Origin of the sequence: Anaerococcus jeddahensis (assembly GCF_001182725.1) — a bacterium.
Lineage (GTDB): Bacteria > Bacillota > Clostridia > Tissierellales > Peptoniphilaceae > Anaerococcus > Anaerococcus jeddahensis.
The window spans coordinates 1,155,909-1,173,574 of sequence record NZ_CWHU01000005.1 but is presented as its reverse complement, the minus strand read 5'-3'; the positions used below and the strand labels follow the sequence as shown (position 1 = coordinate 1,173,574).

General features: G+C 27.8%; 15 protein-coding genes. 9 read left to right on the top strand and 6 right to left on the bottom strand.

Going from position 1 to position 17,666, the window contains the following annotated elements:
• Nucleotides 1-228 precede the first annotated feature (228 nt).
• Together BN2087_RS08720 and murJ are read left to right on the top strand one after the other, a co-directional pair.
• On the top strand, nucleotides 229-1,236 hold the full coding sequence (locus BN2087_RS08720) for a M15 family metallopeptidase (RefSeq protein WP_049691381.1): 1,008 nt from the start codon (nucleotides 229-231) through the stop codon (nucleotides 1,234-1,236).
• A gap of 160 nt (nucleotides 1,237-1,396) precedes the next feature.
• Entirely contained in the window at nucleotides 1,397-2,917 is a 1,521-nt protein-coding gene (gene murJ / locus BN2087_RS08715) for a murein biosynthesis integral membrane protein MurJ (protein ID WP_049691380.1), read from the top strand.
• Between the two features lie 35 nt (nucleotides 2,918-2,952).
• Here the strand turns inward: murJ and BN2087_RS08710 are convergent, their stop codons facing one another.
• Together BN2087_RS08710 and BN2087_RS08705 are read right to left on the bottom strand one after the other, a co-directional pair.
• Nucleotides 2,953-4,680 carry a vWA domain-containing protein gene (locus BN2087_RS08710; protein WP_049691379.1) on the bottom strand — a complete coding sequence of 576 codons (1,728 nt, stop codon included), beginning with the start codon at nucleotides 4,678-4,680 and terminating at the stop codon, nucleotides 2,953-2,955.
• Nucleotides 4,673-5,581: an AAA family ATPase gene (locus tag BN2087_RS08705; protein ID WP_049691378.1), complete on the bottom strand. Its 909-nt coding sequence runs from the start codon at nucleotides 5,579-5,581 to the stop codon at nucleotides 4,673-4,675. The genes BN2087_RS08710 and BN2087_RS08705 overlap by 8 nt, the downstream gene beginning before the upstream one ends.
• 96 nt (nucleotides 5,582-5,677) lie before the next feature.
• On the opposite strand from BN2087_RS08705, the gene BN2087_RS08700 reads away from it, so the two are divergent.
• From BN2087_RS08700 to BN2087_RS08690, 3 genes are read left to right on the top strand one after another with little or no spacing between them, the layout of a single operon-like run.
• Entirely contained in the window at nucleotides 5,678-6,121 is a 444-nt protein-coding gene (locus BN2087_RS08700) for a MarR family winged helix-turn-helix transcriptional regulator (protein WP_049691377.1), read from the top strand.
• Nucleotides 6,118-7,884: an ABC transporter ATP-binding protein gene (locus tag BN2087_RS08695; RefSeq protein WP_049691376.1), complete on the top strand. Its 1,767-nt coding sequence runs from the start codon at nucleotides 6,118-6,120 to the stop codon at nucleotides 7,882-7,884. Before BN2087_RS08700 ends, BN2087_RS08695 begins: the two co-directional genes overlap by 4 nt.
• A complete protein-coding gene (locus tag BN2087_RS08690; protein ID WP_049691375.1) occupies nucleotides 7,874-9,730 on the top strand; it encodes an ABC transporter ATP-binding protein in 1,857 nt (618 codons plus the stop codon). The genes BN2087_RS08695 and BN2087_RS08690 overlap by 11 nt, the downstream gene beginning before the upstream one ends.
• A 33-nt stretch (nucleotides 9,731-9,763) precedes the next feature.
• Here BN2087_RS08690 and BN2087_RS08685 read toward each other — a convergent pair whose 3' ends face one another.
• Nucleotides 9,764-11,671: an acyltransferase family protein gene (locus BN2087_RS08685; protein ID WP_049691374.1), complete on the bottom strand. Its 1,908-nt coding sequence runs from the start codon at nucleotides 11,669-11,671 to the stop codon at nucleotides 9,764-9,766.
• Between the two features lie 177 nt (nucleotides 11,672-11,848).
• On the opposite strand from BN2087_RS08685, the gene BN2087_RS08680 reads away from it, so the two are divergent.
• Together BN2087_RS08680 and tnpA are read left to right on the top strand one after the other, a co-directional pair.
• Entirely contained in the window at nucleotides 11,849-14,125 is a 2,277-nt protein-coding gene (locus tag BN2087_RS08680; RefSeq protein ID WP_049691373.1) for a metallophosphoesterase family protein, read from the top strand.
• 200 nt (nucleotides 14,126-14,325) lie between these two features.
• Nucleotides 14,326-14,793, top strand: coding sequence for an IS200/IS605 family transposase (gene tnpA, locus BN2087_RS08675; protein ID WP_049691372.1), 468 nt, complete (start codon nucleotides 14,326-14,328; stop codon nucleotides 14,791-14,793).
• A gap of 182 nt (nucleotides 14,794-14,975) precedes the next feature.
• Here the strand turns inward: tnpA and BN2087_RS08670 are convergent, their stop codons facing one another.
• Both BN2087_RS08670 and BN2087_RS08665 read right to left on the bottom strand, forming a co-directional pair.
• On the bottom strand, nucleotides 14,976-15,557 hold the full coding sequence (locus tag BN2087_RS08670; RefSeq protein WP_049691371.1) for an HAAS signaling domain-containing protein: 582 nt from the start codon (nucleotides 15,555-15,557) through the stop codon (nucleotides 14,976-14,978).
• The gene (locus BN2087_RS08665) at nucleotides 15,554-15,889 is read right to left on the bottom strand and encodes a PadR family transcriptional regulator (protein ID WP_004838217.1); all 336 of its coding nucleotides are present in this window, start codon (nucleotides 15,887-15,889) and stop codon (nucleotides 15,554-15,556) included. The genes BN2087_RS08670 and BN2087_RS08665 overlap by 4 nt, the downstream gene beginning before the upstream one ends.
• 164 nt (nucleotides 15,890-16,053) lie before the next feature.
• Here BN2087_RS08665 and trmB point away from each other — a divergent pair, with 164 nt between their 5' ends.
• Both trmB and rlmH read left to right on the top strand, forming a co-directional pair.
• A complete protein-coding gene (gene trmB / locus BN2087_RS08660; RefSeq protein WP_049691370.1) occupies nucleotides 16,054-16,686 on the top strand; it encodes a tRNA (guanosine(46)-N7)-methyltransferase TrmB in 633 nt (210 codons plus the stop codon).
• Nucleotides 16,683-17,165, top strand: coding sequence for a 23S rRNA (pseudouridine(1915)-N(3))-methyltransferase RlmH (gene rlmH / locus BN2087_RS08655; protein WP_049691369.1), 483 nt, complete (start codon nucleotides 16,683-16,685; stop codon nucleotides 17,163-17,165). Before trmB ends, rlmH begins: the two co-directional genes overlap by 4 nt.
• Before the next feature lie 50 nt (nucleotides 17,166-17,215).
• On the opposite strand, the gene BN2087_RS08650 is transcribed toward rlmH, so the two are convergent.
• Nucleotides 17,216-17,596: a VOC family protein gene (locus BN2087_RS08650; RefSeq protein ID WP_049691368.1), complete on the bottom strand. Its 381-nt coding sequence runs from the start codon at nucleotides 17,594-17,596 to the stop codon at nucleotides 17,216-17,218.
• Nucleotides 17,597-17,666 lie beyond the last annotated feature (70 nt).

Below are 17,666 nucleotides of genomic sequence, written 5' to 3'. Positions count from 1 at the left end.
TAAAATTAGAATTTTTAATTTTTAGCGATTTTTTTTAATAAATTTCAAGAAAAAATCATTTATACTCTACATATTTCCTAAGACTTGTGTTATAATGGAGTTAAGAAAATATTATAGAGTTTTTAAAATCTTTTTTTATAAATTGAAATATATTTATATGATTTTGAAAACAATCCCACAGACGTAAATTTAGTTATATTGAAATATATTTAAGGAAGAAAACTAAAAATGGCAAACAAAAGTATTAGAGATTTAAGACGCAAAAAATTAAGAGAAAAAAAGATAAAAAGAAGAAAAAATTTAATTAAAGTTGGAATATGTGCTCTTTTGATAACAGGAGCTTTGAATATAGATTTTAAAAGAAAAACTGATGATTTTCAAATTAGAAAACCAGTAGAAAACAGGTATGCCCAAGCGAATAAAAAAGCAGAGGCAAAAGAAGAAAATAAAGAAATAAAAGCAATTAAAACTCAAGTTGCAACACCAATTGGCTTTGAAAGTGTTGTAATCACTGATGGAGAAAAAATTGACAATGATGGTTATAGCGATACTATGAAATCCTATGTAAAATCATTGAAAAGTCAATACTGCTACCAAGAGCCAAGTGATTTTACAAAAACTGACGTAAGTATTAATAAAAATCAATATGTTGAGTATTATGGTACGGAAAATTCTTTTTCAAAAATTAAAATCAATGATGATTTTTATTATGTTAATAAGTACGGACTTGGAAAACTTAAAGATGATGAAAATATTTATGTAGTAAATGGTGTTATTTTTGTAAATGAAAAAAACCCTTTACCAAAAGATTTTAATCCAGGCCTAGATCCAACTAGCAAAAAAGCTTTTGATACTATGCTTATTGATATACAAAGACAAGGCTTGAATTTAAAAATTGCATCAGATTTTAGATTAGGCCAAAGTGAAGAAAAATTATTAGATCAAAAGAATCCTGATGCTGACTTGCCTTATACTAGTGAGCACCAAACAGGAACATGTTTTGATTTTTATACTGATAGTACAAAATATTCAAACAAATTTAAAGAAACTGACGAGTATAAATGGCTAAAGGAAAATGCTTATAAATACGGCTTTATACAAAGATATACTAAAGATAAGGAAAAAATAACCGGCAAAAAAGAAAGATGCTGGCACTTTAGATATGTTGGTGTAGAAAATGCCAAGTCTATGTTTGAAAATAATCTTTCCTTAGAAGAGTACTTGAAAATAAAATAATAAATTATAGCACAAGTTATAGGTCTATTTCTTGTGCTTATTTTTTGTATTATGATTTAAAAAAATAAATAAATTTTATTTATTTTTTTAAAATTTAGCTTATTGCAAGCAAGATTTTAAAAGATATAATAAAATTTATAATATAAAAAGAGAGGTATTTATGGGACAAACTGCTTTTATGTTAATGATGGTAACAATTCTTTCTAAAGTTTTTGGATTTTTGAGAGAATCTGTTATGGCTTATTTCTATGGAGCGGGAGATATAGTTGCAATTTATGCTGTTGCGAATACTCTTCCAGTTGTTATAGCAAATTTTGTCGCATCAGGTATTATTTTTGGATTTATTCCAATTTACACCAAGGCAAAAAATGAAGAGGGAGAAGAGGCTGCTGAAGAATTTACTTCAAATATTTTTAATATTTTGATGGTATTTGGTCTTGTTGCAGTAATTATTGGATTTATTTTTGCTGGAGCTTTTTGTAAATTATTTTCTCCTGATTTAAAGGGAGAACTTTTACAAACAGCAATTGTATTTACAAGAATTATAATGTTTGCAATATTTGCATATCTATATTCAGCAGTATTTAGGGGATATTTGAATTTAAAAGGAAATTTCTTTATACCAGCTGTAACTGGCATAATAATGAATGTAATAATAATTGCCTTTACAATTTTTTCAGGCCTTGCCAAAAATCCATATCTTCTTGCAATAGGATGTTTGTTGGGAAATGTTTTGCAATATATAATGTTTCCAAAGGCAAACAGAGATCATGGTTACAAACATTCAAACACAATTGATATACACAATAAATATATTAGATCATTAGTTTGGATTGCAATTCCAGTTATAGTTTCATCAGCTGCAGGAGAAATTGCTCTTACAGTAGATAATTCTATGGCGTCCTACTTTTTTGGAAATGCATCAATATCTTATTTAAGATATTCAAAAACTCTTTTATCATTAATAACAGGAGTTATAACAGTTTCAGTTACAACTTCAATTTTTCCAACTATTTCACATTTGGGTCAAAGTGGACAATTTGAGGATATGAAAAGTCACATAAATTCAGCCATAGTTTCAACCATGCTTTTGGTAATTCCTGCAACAATAGGGATGATGGCTTTGGCAGTTCCAATAATAAAACTCGTTTATCAAAGAGGAGCCTTTGATGATAAATCAGTAATTATTACAGCAGCCATGCTTATTTCCTATGCACCCTTTGTAATTTTTCAATCTTTTTCAGATGTTATTGACAAGGGTTTTTATGCAGTTGGAGATTCAAAATCACCAGTAATAATAGTTGTAATCCAACAAATTATAAATGTAATTCTCAATTTTATTTTGATTAACTTTTTTGATATAGAAGGATTGGCACTTGCAACAACAATTTCAGCGCTCGCTGGAGCATTAATGATGCTTTATAAATTTAGGAAAAATTTTGGAAGATTAAATTTCAAATCATCACTAAAATCACTCATAAAAATTACAGTCTTATCAATTTTAATGGGAATAATAGTTTGGAAAAGCTACGGAGTATTAAGCGGAAAAATGTCTTATCTATTAGCTATGTTTATATCAATTTTTCTAGGGGCGATTTTCTATATATTTACAATTCTTTTATCAAGAATTCCAGAAGTAATGAAGATGGTAAACCATCTTTATCATAAAATTAAAAAATAAATTAAAAGATGACCTAGTATAATATTAGGTCATCTTTAGTTTGCTATTAAATTTTTCATATAAATTGAAACAATTTTTGAAAAATTGTCTAAATTTTTTATTCTACAAAAATCAGATCCGTATATTAATTTTGCGTTTTCTATATCTTCATCTTCTCCAGTAAAAACTCCCAAAACTTGGATTCCGTCGTTTTTTAAAGATCTTATTTCTTTTGCAGTATCATCAACTGCTTTTTTGTCTATATATTGGTCCTTAATTTTTGCATTTACTGTATTTATATTGTGCTTTTCATCGTTTGGGCGGCCGTCCGATAAAATTATTAAAATTTTTCTTACACTTTCATTTTTATCTTCATTGATTAATTTGTGGATTGTTTTAAAGGCAAGGCCATCTCTGTTTGCGCCGGAAGCGAAAAAATTATAAATATTTTCATTTTTTCCCTTATCCTTAAAATCTCTGTACATATTAAAAACTGTATAATCTCTTAAAGTTGAAAAGGAAGAAACTCTTATTGGAATATTTACCTTGTCCATGGCATTTGCAATTATAAAAGCTTGATTTGCTACAAGATTTTGTCTTTTTATTTGACTTGCCGATCCATCAATCAATAAATCCAGTTGAAATTTAGGTTTTGGATCTTTGTTATTTGAAAAAAATACTTTCGATTCATTTAATACAGGAGCCCTCCAAACATTGACAGAATCTAAAAGCCCATAATTTTTCCTATAAAGCTCATATTCTTCGTGATTTGCCAAAGAATTTTCTATAGTTCTTGTTAGTTCATTTACAGCCCTGTTGTTTATTGAAAGATTATTTTCAATATATTCTTTTGTTTTTTCCTTTTGTTTTTTTCTAACTTTCTGATTGAATTTTGCATTTGGGGAATCGGTGTATTCTCCCTTGGTAAAATACAATTTTTTTGATTTATGAATGCCCTTGGCGAGTTCTTTTTCCAAAAGTTCTTGCCTTTTTTTGCTTATAGAAAGTTTTCCATAAAAATCTTCTATAAAGGCATCCTCTCTTTTGTCTTTTTCATTATCAGATTTTTCAAAGATAAATATATCCTTGTTCATATCTTCTTTTTTTTCTTCAAAATAAATATAACCATTAAATTCTGCTGATTGAATTTGAAATTGATCTTCTATATTTTTTTCAATATCAGACTCATCCATATCTTCATGGTCAAAATTTTTGGGTTTTTCTTCCTTTATCATTTGATCAAAAAGCTCATTGTATTGGTCAAATCTTTCAAAAAGAAAATATTTTTTGAAAAGCTTGTTTAATTTTTCAATTATTTCGCTTGATTTATAGGAATTAATTGAAAAAAGTTCCCCATAAAAATCTCTTACAAGCCTTGCTTCGGTTATGGGTTTATTAAAAATTTTCCCATAATAGGCCTTTTCAATTTGTTCGTAAACATTGTCGGTTTCTTTTTTGTATTGGTATTTGTCGAGAATTTTTTTTGCATAAGATTTTCTTAAATCTTTTATTACAAGATTTGTTTTTTCTAATTTTCTGTAGGATAAATCTTCCAACAAAAGAAGGGTGATTGCCTTAAATTCTTCAAAAAAAGGGTTGTCTTTTTTTAAATAGGAAAAAAATGAAGAAAACAAATCAAGCCTAAAATTTTTAAACTTGTATCCTTCAATTATATTTTTGTAATTTTTATCCATAGGATAGTAGGATTTGGGAAATATTTTATAATCATCAGCAAAATCCCAAATTACATTCATAGCCCTTAACTTTTCAAAAGTATCAGTCATCAAATACACTCTCTTTGATTTCTTTTGGAAGTTTTGAATCAACGCAATCTCTTACAAGCTCTCTTTCAAATTCATCAAAAGATTTATTAATAAGTCCCATCTCAATTGCATCATATGGATTAAGTCCAATTTCCATAGTTTCAATTGCGGAAATTAGTCCCCTAAGGTCAACTGATTTTGTAGAAATTTCAGAATTTTCACTTTTTTCTTGGAGAGATTCAAAAATATCTATAAAAGTTTCCATATATTTTTCCTTTAATTTTGGAAATTTATCTTTTAGTAAATGTTTTAAATTTTCCCTTGTAATATTTGGCATATTTATAACCATAAATCTTGAAGCAAGTGCCTCGTTTACTTCTCTTGTTCCAACATAACCATAATTCATTGTTGCAATAAATCTTGTCTTATCATCAAGTTTTATTTTGTCATAACCTGGAATATCAATTACACGTCTGTGGTCTAAAGTTGCGTGGAGGACAGAAATTGCTTCGTTTTTTGCCATATTTATTTCATCCAAAACTCCAAATCCGCCTTTTTTTGCACATTCATAAACTGGTCCCTTTCTAAAAATAACTTTTCCATCTTTAAAAGTGTCAGCTCCAACCAAGGAATTGTAATCAGTATTTACGTGAAAAGAAATATCCCATGAGGGACGATTAAAAATATAGGAAAGATTTTGGGCCAAAACATTTTTTCCTGTAGCCTTTGGGCCAGAAAGTAAAATATTTTTTCCAGATAAAATTGCAGTGATTGCTTTTTTTAAGACATCTTCTCCATAATATTTAAATTCTGGTTTAACGATTCTATCTTTATCTTCATCATCTATATTTGCTTTTCTAAATTCTATTATTTTATCTATTAAATTTTGATCTAAATTTATTTCTTTTAAGTAATCTATCATAATTCACCTCAACTGATATTATACAACAAAAATTTTTAGAGGCTATTGACAAAGTCCATTTTAGGACTATAATAATTTAAAATAGAAAGGAAGAAAATGAAAAAAGATAAATCACTTGAAATTTTTAAATTATTTTCCTTAATTAGAAAAGTGCAGGGCCTAAAAAACCAGAGCTTTAAAGATATGAAAGCGAATGGAATTAAGACTGCAATTTTTTTATTTCTAATTTATGAAGATAAAATCACTCAAGCTATGATTGTGGAAAGAATGGCTGTTGCCAAGCAAACAATCAATAATGTAATAATTGAGCTTTGTGAAAAAGAATATATAAAAAAAATTTCAGACAAAGACGATAAGAGAGTAAAAATTTTGGTATTGACTGAAAAAGGAAAAATTTATGCTGATGAATTTTTAAAACCCCTAATTGAATTTAATGAAAAATTGTATGATAAGTTGGGAGAAGAAAAAATTGATCAAATGACAAATGATTTTTCAGACCTTGCTGAAATTTTGTGCGAATTTAATAAGGAGGAGATTTGAATAGTTTAAAAGAATTTTTTGAAAATTTTAAATATCTTATGACAGCCTTTGGTGACTATAAGAAAAATGCAAAAATTTCTATGCTTGCAACAACTATAGAAACTATTTTGGAGCTTGTTGTTCCAACAATAATGGCTCTTATAATTGACAGGGCAGTAAGCAGGAAAGATATAAAAATGACTCTAATTTTGGGTGGGCTAATGATTTTAGTTTCACTTTTGTGCATGTATACAGGAATGGTCGCAACCAAACACGCATCTGCAACATCCTCAGGTTTTGGAGCGAATTTAAGAAAAATTTCATTTGGAAAAATTCAAGAATTTGGCTTTGAAGATTTGGAAAAATTTAGGACTTCATCTTTAATAACAAGACTTACGAGTGATATCCAACAAATAATATTTTCTGTATTTTTGGGAGTAAGATTTATTATAAAAACTTTGGTCATGGCGATTGTTGCAGTAATTTTATCAGTAAAAGTTTCACCAAGACTTTCACTTTTGTTTTTGGTGACCTTGCCACTTTTGCTTGTAGCCATATTTTTTACCATGTCAAAAGCAATTCCTGGTTTTAGACAATACAGAAAAGAATTTGATAAATTAAACCAAATTATCCAAGAATCTTTGGCAAATATTAGGGTTGTAAAATCTTTTGTAAGAGATGATTTTGAAATTAAAAAGCTAAGAGAGCAAAATTTCACCATGTTTAAATTAATTGATAAGGCTGGTGGAGCAATTTCCTATATTTTTCCAATCGCAAATGTGATTATGTTTGGATCAATGATTTCAATTGTTTGGCTTGGCGGAAATGAAATTATTAGTGGAAAAATTCAAGTTGGAGAGCTAATGAGCTTTATCATGTATTCAATGATGCTTTTGGGAGCTTTTATTGGAATTTCTATGGTTTTAGTTCAAATGATGGCGTCAAGTCCTGGAGTTGTTAGAATTGCTGAAGTTATAGAACATAAGCCTTACATGAATAATGATGAAAAAATAAAGGATCTTGAAGTTAAAGATGGTTCAATTGATTTTTCAAATGTTTCATTTAAATACGGAAAAGATTCTGATAATTTTGCCCTAAAAAATATTAATCTTCACATAAAAGAAGGAGAGTCAATTGGGATTTTAGGCTCAACTGGTTCAAGCAAATCAAGTTTAGTACAATTAATTCCAAGACTTTATGACATTTGTGAAGGGGAAATTAAAGTCGGTGGAGAAAATATCAAAAAATATGATCTTAAAAAATTAAGAGATGCTGTAAATATTGTTCTACAAAAAAACACCCTATTTTCTGGAACGATTGAAGAAAATATAAGGTGGGGTGATGTGAACGCATCCTTTGAAGAAGTTGAAAAAGTTTCAAAAATTGCCTGTGCAGATGAATTTATTAAAGAAAGAAAAGATGGATATAAATCTGTTTTGGGCCAAGGAGGAAGTGGAGTTTCTGGTGGACAAAAACAAAGGATTTGTATAGCAAGGTCTTTGTTAAAAAAGCCAAAAGTTTTAATTTTAGATAATTCGACTTCAGCAGTTGATACAAAAACAGAAAGAAAAATTGTTGATGGAATAAATGAATATTCCGATAAACTTACAAAAATCATAATATCTCAAAGGGTCTCATCTTTTAAAGGCTGTGATAGGATTATGGTTATGAAAGATGGATATATTGAATATATTGGAAGTCACTATGAACTTTACAATAAAAACGAATTTTATAAAAAAACCTACGATATGCAAGAGAAAGGAAGTGATATAGATGAAAAATAAATTAAATTCATCCAAAAATAAAACTTCCAAGGGTGCAATAAAAAGGCTTTTAAAATATTTATTTAAATATAAGTGGCAAATGTGCCTTGTTATAATTTCTGTAATTATTTCAACAGCAAGCCAAATTTTTGGAATGGCACTTTTAAGACCTACAATTGATAATACTATATTAAAGGCAGATATATCTGGCCTTAGGGCAAATATTATTAAAATGATAATTTTATTTGGAACAAGCATTATAACTTCTCTAATTTTTTCAAGACTTATGGTAAGGGTTAGTGAAAGAAGTGTAAAAGATATAAGAAATGAATTATTTGAAAAAGTTCAAAGTTTGGAAGTTGGATTTTTTGACCAAAACACCCACGGGGAAATAATGTCAAGATTTACAAATGATACAGATATGCTAAGTCAATCCCTATCATCATCAATACCAAATATTTTACAATCATTTCTTTTATTTACTGGAACTTTTATAATGATGTTTGTAATTAATATAAAACTTACACTTCTAACAATTTTTACAATATTTTTAATGCTTGCTGTTTTAAGAAGAATAATAAAAAAATCCACGAAATTATTCTCAAAAAACCAAGTGGAAATTGGGAAAATGAATGGATTTATAGAAGAAACTTTATCGGGCCAAAATGTTGTAAAAGTTTTTAATTTTGAAAATAATTTGATAGAAGAATTTAACAAAACTGCTGATAGGGTTAGAGAATTAATTTGGAAGGCAAATACAGTTATGGGAAAAATTATGCCATTTTTAAAAAATGGAATTAATATTTCCTACGCAATAATTTGTATAGCTGGAGCATTTCTTACAATTATTGGTCAAATGACTGTAGGAACTTTGGTAACATATTTAACCTATGTAAGGCAATTGCAAAATCCAATCGCTACAGTTTCCCAACAAGCAAATGTCTTGGCCCAAGCTATGGCTGGGGCAAATAGGATTTTTGAAATTTTGGATATGGAAGGCGAAAAAGACGAGGGTTATATTGACCTAGTTCACGCAACAATTGATAAAAATGGAAAATTTCATGAATCAGATACTTTAACAGGAATTTATGCTTGGAAGAAAATTGAAAATGGAAAGGCATTTTATAAAAGACTTGAAGGAAAAATTGATTTTGAACACGTTAATTTTTCATACGATGGGAAAAATCAAATTTTAAAAGATGTAAGTTTTTATGCAAGACCAGGAGAAAAAATCGCCTTTGTAGGATCAACTGGGGCTGGGAAGACAACTATAACAAATGTAATCACAAGATTTTATGATATTGATTCAGGCTCAATCAAAGTTGATGATATTGATATTAATAAAATTCAAAAGCAAGCTTTAAGAAGAGCTTTTGGAATGGTTCTTCAAGATGTAAATTTATTTACAGATTCTATCTATGAAAATATAAGATATGGAAGACTTGATGCAAGTGATGAGGAAATAAAAGCTGCAGCAAGAATGAGCAAAGCAGATTCTTTTATAAGAAGACTTCCTCAAGGCTATGATACAAAAATTTATGGAAATGGTTCAAGTTTGTCAGACGGACAAAATCAATTGGTTTCAATTTCAAGAGCAGCAGTTGATGAGCCGTCAATGTTAATTTTGGATGAAGCAACAAGTTCAATCGATTCAGCAACAGAGCTTACAGTAACAGAAGCTTTGGATAATCTTATGACGGGATCAACATCAATTGTAATTGCCCACAGATTATCAACAATCAAAAATTCTGACGTAATAATGGTAATGGATGATGGAAGAATAATTGAAAGAGGAAATCACGAATCTTTGATGAAAAAAAGAGGAACTTACTATCAATTATATACTGGAAAATTAGAATTAGATTAAAAAAAGCGTAGTTGTCGTTTGACACTACGCTTATTATTTTGCAAAAGAATTAATGATTTCTCTTTCAATTAGATTTCTATAGGCTTTTGAACCTTCAACTTCAGGATGAACCATATCTTTGGCAAATAAATTTGCTTTTTCCTTGGCAAATTTATACCAATCAACCATGTAGGCGTTTTTATTTTCATCACAGAATTTTTTGATTTTTGCATTTATTGGTCCTTCCCAAGATTGGCTGTTGACAGTATTTACAAAAAATACCTTTCTTCCTTCAGAAATATTTAAAATATCAAGCATATTTTGCTCGCTCAAAGTTCCATTAGAACCAAGGCTAATTAGAATTATATTTCCAAGTCCATTCTTGTTTTTAATATCCTGTAAAACTTTTGGACCATCAGTCATTTGTCTTCCAACTTCACCATCAAGATAAAGATTTGGATTAAATTCTCTGATAAAAGGATCAATATTTATTAAAACCGAATCCCCAATTGCAGTAATTGAAGTGTTTTTCAAAAATTCTTTTTCTTTTTCAGTAAAATTAAAATCATCATAAGCTTTTTTTTCAAAAGTAATTTCTTTTTTTTCAGACTTTTTATTATCATTTTCTTTTTTGTCTTTGTCTTTTTCATTAGAATTTGAAATCATATTCTTGTTCTCTTTTTTGCTTTCTTTTTTCTTTTGATCTTGTAAAAATTTTTCGTTGTTTTTCTTTATATTTTCCTTGTTATCGCTAATTCTTTTTTCAAGATTTTTCATATCCTCTGCCTTAGGATTTGGAATAAAGTTTGCCAAAACATTCATACTTAAAATTATTACAGCAGATATAATAAAATATTTTTTCAGGTCAAATTTCTTTTGGAAAATTAAATAAGTTATTTCAGATAAAATCAAAACCAAAAATATTTCCAAAATATAAGCCAAAATCCTACTTTTTGTAGTGTGGGCAAAGGCATAGGATATAAAAGTATTTATTATATATTGCCACATATAGATGTAATAAGATCTTAGTCCTATATAATAAAGAATAGTTTTTACAAAGCCCATTTCTTTTTTATTAATTGAAATTATATTCTCTTTTTCATAAGTATATAAAATACCAATTAATAAAGCTTGAATTAAGGTATAAATAGGAATAATTATCCTATAAGTATATAAATTTTCACCATTTACAAAAAAGTAAAGGATAAAGCTTAAAAACAAGAGAGCATACAAAACATATTTTGGTGAAAAGTTTTTTTCTTTAGATAAGTCAATAATTTTTGAAAAATCATATACTAAAAGATAAGTTATAGCTCCAATAAAAATCGCGTTAATTCTTGTATCAGGACCATAATAAATTCTTGAAATATTATTTTTATCAAAAGAAAGAATAATCATCAAGAAAATTGAAATTATTGAAATTAATCCAAAAATAAAAATTCTTATATTCTTATCACTAAGCATATTCTTATATTTATCCTTAAATTTATCCAAAAAATAATTTATCAAATAAAAAATTAAAATAAATTGAATTTGCATGGATATATACCAAAAATGAGTAAAGATTGAAAAATATCCATTTTTAGTAAAGTAGGATCCACCCTTAAAAATTTGGTACAAATTTTGAAAAGATAGGACAGTTGGAATTGAAGCTTTGATAGAATCGTGAAAAATAATTCTAGAAAAAATCAAAGATATAATTAAAGATATGCTTATTACAAAAATTAAGCTAGGCATAAGCTTTAAAAATCTTTTTTGAATATTTATTTTAAATTCTTTCAAATTAAAGTCTTCTATATTATTTAATTTTTTCATCATTAAAAATCCACTCATAACAAAAAAGCCGATTACTGCCATAAAGCCACCAGGTAAAATTTGAACTGATGAGTGAAATATGCAAATGGCAATAATAAAAATAGCTCTTAAAAAAGTGAATGAATCTATTTGTTTGTGTTTTCTCATGTATCCCCCAATGAAATTAATTATAAATTATAAAGAGAAAAATATCAATAGATTAGCGAAATTGTAACCTTTGTAATAATATTAAATAAATTATACATAATTATTACAAATTTTTATAAATTTTCTAATAAAAATTCGCTATATTATTTACAGAATGATTATCCTAAGGAGGAAATAATGAAAAACAAAAATAAATTATTTTTGGCTTTATTAATTGCAAGTGTGACTACTACAATTTTTCCGGAAAATGTATCCTTTGCAAGTGAAGATGCTAGTACAAATATAGAAATTACTGAAAAACAAAACCAAGAAGGAAAAGAAAATATAGCTGACATTCCAAAAGATGACGAAGTAACCTTCCCAAAAAATGAAAAAAATACTAGAGAATCCGATGGAACAAATAAATTTAATAGGGCAACTGAAACTGAAAGAGAAAGTTTTGGGGAAGATAAGAACGTAGGAAATATTGATTCAAAAGTAAAAGAAAAATTAGATCAAACGAAGGGAGAATATGGTAAGAAAAATGGATCGTATGCAAATAATAATTTAAAAGCCATAGATACCCCTATAAAAGATATTACAATAAATCCTGGCCAAAATGAAAATGAAGTTGCTGTAACTTGGTTTGGTAAAGGTGAAGTAAATGAAAATAGCAAATTAATTTTCAATAATAAGGAATACAAACCAATTAGGGCAAGAAAAACTGGTGATTCTAATGGTTATTCTACTTATACATCAATAGTTCAAATAAAACCTGGTGAAAATTACAATTATTACATTACAAATGAAGATTTTAAAAGTAATACTTTCACTTTAAGGACTAAGGCTCTTGGAAAAAATAATGAGTTTTCCTTAGTTTATTTGGGCGATCCTCAAATGGGATCAGGAGATAGTGTTTGGGATAAACACGGCTTAAACAAAAATACCCAAGCAAAAGTTGACCAAGATAAGGCTGATTTTGCAAAAACTTTAAAAAAAGCTCAAGAGCTTGATCCTAATTTTTATTTTTCAATGGGAGATAATGTAGAAATCGCTGGTTATGAAGGAGAATATGATTATTTCTTTGATAATGACTTATTTAAAGAAAGAATTTTTTCATCAATAACTGGAAATCACGAAACATATATTGATGGAAAAGATTCAAGTTTACAAAATACAGTTTTCTCTGATCATTTTTATCTAGCAAATGAATCAAAACTCGGCTCAATTTCAAAAGAAAATGAAGATGGAACAAGAACCTATATACCTGGAGATTTTTGGTATTCTTATGGAGATACACTTTTCTTAAACTTAAATTCAAATGTAAATGATTCAAAAGAGCATGAAAAGTTTATCCAAGAAGCTATAAAACAAGCTGAAGAAAAAAGAGGGTCAAAATTTTCATGGAAAGTCGTATCTTTCCACCATGCACCATATTCCACAGCAACTCACACCACTGATGATGATATTTTACAAAGAAGAAATGAGCTTGTAAAAATATTTAACAAGAACAATATAGACCTTGTATTAAATGGACACGATCATATTTATACAAGATCAAAACATATGCTTGGTGGAGAAAAAACTTTATCTTTCAAAGATGCTTATGGAACAGATTTGAACGATCCAAACGCAGAAATTAAAGATAGTTTCTCAGAAACTTTCAACAATAAAATTTATCCGAATGGAAAAGTTATAGTTGATGGAATCGGAATTGATTATGGTAAAAACCAAGTGGTAAATCCAAAAGGAACTTTATTTTTGACCATGTCTGCATCAGCAGGTGCAAAATTCTACAATCCAATAGGAGAGGACCAATGGTTTGTAAATAGGTCACTTGATGATAGAAGTCAATTATTCTCCCACTTAACATTTTCAAAAAATCAATTTAAAATTGTTACAATGGATCAAAATGGAAAAGTTGTAGATACTTATACAATAAATAAAACTGATGAGAAAATTTCAAATCCAGATTTTGGAAAAAATAATACAGATTACTCAAAATTAGAAAAATATATAGAAAATATTATGGGCAAAAAAGTAGTATTAGAAGATAAAAATGTTGAAACTTATAATATAGCCCTAGAAAATGCAGTTAGAATTTTAAATGATAAAAGTGCAAGTCAACAAGAAGTTGATAGTGCAATAGAAGTTTTAAATACTAGACTAAGCGAAGTGTCATTTGTAAAAGAAGATCCAAAATCTAACAAGGATGAAAATGAGAATAATAAAAATGAAAATAAAAACGATGACCAAAAATCAAAAAGTGAAAATGGATCATCAAATAAAAGCAAGCTAAAGGGCAAAAAAGTAAAAGCAGAAAACTCTAAAAAAGATTCTGACTTTGAAAATAAAGGCCTAAATAAAATTCACACAAAATCAACAAATGTGAAAACAGGAGTAAAATCTTTAAGTTCAATATTTGCAAGTTTATCCCTTGCACTTGTCGGATTATTTAAAATTAAAAGAAAATAATTTTTTCTGAAGCCCAAAATCCATACTTGGATTTTGGGTTTTTCTTGTCCACTTAAGTGAGTTGAGCGAACGAAAGAGAGCGAAACAAAAAACCACCTGCTATGCAGGTGGAGGGATTTAGCTTTAGCTTCAAGCACCAAGAAAACCTCCTTAAAGTATAATTGTGATAGTCACATGCACAATTAAACAAGGAGGTAATCATGGATAAAAATACTTTATCGCATACAAGCTGGAGATGCAAATATCATATAGTATTCGCACCAAAATATAGAAGACAAGTAATATATAGACAATTAAGAAAAGATATAGGAAGTATACTTCGACAACTGTGTTCAAGAAAAGGAATAAGAATAATAGAAGCAGAACTATGCCCAGATCATGTCCACATGTTGGTAGAAATTCCACCGAAATACTCAATATCACAAATAATGGGATATTTAAAAGGAAAAAGTTCACTGATAATATTCGATAGACACGCTAATTTAAAATATAAATATGGAAATAGACATTTTTGGTGTAGAGGATATTATGTAGATACAGTGGGAAGAAATGAAAAGAAAATAAAAGAATATATACAAAATCAATTAAAAGAAGATTATTATACAGACCAAATAAGTATAAAGGAATACTATGACCCGTTTACGAGAAAGTCAAATAAAAACAAATAAAAAAAACTGCTTAAGCAGTAGTTGGGAAAGTGGTGCATGTGATGGAATACTCGGAGTCCCAATAGGGGCGTGCCGGTATTCGCACCTTATAGGCGCTATGCAAACTACCAGCTAAGCTGGTAGTTTTGATTACAAAAATTTTTATAAGCTAAATTTATAATTTCTGCAAGTTTTTTGGATTATCAATTTCCATTATTTAATTTCCTTTTTTGCTTTTGCAAAAATTTAATTGTAGCAATTGTAGCTTTCCAAAATAAAATTCCAATTACAAAAAATAGCAAGGCTAAAATAAGGCCTGCAATTAAGGCAGAAATCCCTTTTAATTCAAATCCAAAAAAGATAAATTTTAATTCATCGATTGGTTTAATGTGAATTATTCCTTTAAAAAGTCCCATTATACCTGCAAATGTGCTAATGCCACTAGAAAAGAAAAAAGAGATGGAAAGTATTGCAAGAGTTGGTATAATACAAATCCACGCAAATGAAGCGTAAGAATAAAATCCTATAGCCATAATTAAATTTTTAAAGGAAAAATCTTTACTTTTTACAATACTATCGCCCATATAAGAAAATGCTAAGTCTTTTGGACTTTCCATTTGAGAAATTATATACTCAGAGCTTTGTCCATCATTTAGCCTTTCATAAAATGAATTTTTAAGTTCACTTAAAATATCAGTTTTTTCAGAAATAGACATATATTTTAAATTGCTGTCTACTTTTGATAAATATTTTTCTAAATTATAATCAATTTTACTAATTTTCATTTTTCTTCCTCACTAAGATCTGAAATATTTTTTACAAGAATCATCCAATCTCTTTTTAAAGCATTTAAATAAAAATTTCCAAGTTCTGTAATTTTATAATATTTTCTTGGAGGAGTGCCTTCTTCTATATTTTTCCAATAAGCTTCTAAATAATTATTTTTTAGAAGCCTTCGAAGTAGTGGGTACACAGTGCTCTCCTTTGTTTGTAACATTGGATATTTTTCAAGAGTTTGAATTAAATCATAGCCATATCTATCCTTTTTTTTAATTAAAATTAAGATAGCATATTCTAAAGTTCCACGTTTAATTTGAGAAATCCAATCTTCATTCATAACAATCCTTTCTATTAAAAATTCAATTTATCTTATCGCTATATACATTGTACAACATAGTATATTAATGTCAATAGGTATTTAGGATTTTAAAATTAAAATTTTCTTTTCTTGTTTTTATTACAAATATTTTGTAAACTATTACTTAATAGAAAGGATGGGAAATGAGATTAAGATTTAAAGAAAATGCAATTCCAGAAATGAAAGAAAATCCTCAAATATTTTTTGGTGGAAAAGAAAATAAGGGGAAATGGAAAGAAATTTTTGGAAATGATAATGATATATATTTAGAAATTGGGTCTGGTAGGGGAGATTTTTTGGTAGAAATTGCCAAAGACAAACCTAACATAAATTTTATAGGCCTTGAAGTAAATACTAATGCCTTTGTAGTTTGCAGTAGAAAAATGAAAGAAAGTGAACTTACAAATGTTAGAGGCCTTATTTCAGATGCAGAAAATTTGGAAGAAATTTTTGAAGGTGAAGAAATTTCAAGAATTTATTTAAATTTTTCAACTCCATGGCCAAAAAGACGTCACCATAAAAGAAGGCTAAGCCACGAAAGATTTTTAAATAGGTACAAAAATATTATAAAAGATAAGGCGATTTTAGAGCTTAAAACTGATAATAGAGATTTTTATGAAGCTTCACTTAAATATTTTGAAGATTTTTCTATGGATATAATTGAAAAAAATGAAAATTTGTCAGAAGAAAAAAGTAAATACATAAGTGAATACGAGAGAAAATTTAGAAATAAAAAAATGCCAATTTATTATATAAAAGCGAGATTTAATAAATGAATATTTCAATAGTAAGTGTAGGAAAAATAAAAGAAAAATATTTTAAAGATGCAATCGGTGAGTATGAAAAAAGATTAAAACCCTATGTAAAATTGAAAATATTTGAAGTAAATGATGAAAAAGCTCCGGAAAATCTATCAGAAAAAGAACTAGAAATTGTAAAAGAAAGAGAAGCAGATAGGATTTTAAAAAAAATAAAAGAAAACTCCTTCATAATAAGCCTTGAAATTGAAGGCAAAAGCCTATCATCAGAAAAATTTTCAAAATTAATAAAAGATCAAATGACCTATGGAATGGGAAAAGATTTGGTTTTTGTAATTGGAGGATCAAATGGTTTATCAAAAAAAATAAGTGATAAGGCAGACTATAAATTATCATTTTCAAAAATGACCTTCCCACATAAATTAATGAGATTAATTTTGATAGAACAAATTTATAGGGCTTACAAAATTATAAATAATGAACCCTATCACAAATAAAACGGACCTAGAAAGGTCCGATTTTTTTAGTATAAATTATCAAATTTTAATTATTTTTCTTCAATTATTTCAATAGAAAAACCTTGGGGATCTTTTATAAAATAAAATTTATCAGATCCATCAGATAGACCACCAATTTCTTGGCTTACAATTCCCATTTTTTTATGAAGCTCATAGGCTTTTTCAAATTCTTTTGTTTTAAATGCCATGTGTCCATAATAAGAACCATGTTCATATTTTCTTCCGTCATGGTTAAAAGTGAGTTCTAGTTCATAAGCTCCATCATCTGTTGCCATATAAATTAATGAAAATTCATCTTCATCATAATCTTTTCTTCTTGTTATATGCATATTTAATGCATCTTCATAAAATTTTATACTTTCTTTATCGTTATCAGTGTATATACAAGTGTGAATTGATTTAAATTTCATAATACCTCCTAAATTTTTGTATTAAGTTTATACCCAAAAAATTTTAAAATAAATTTACCAATTTTTTACA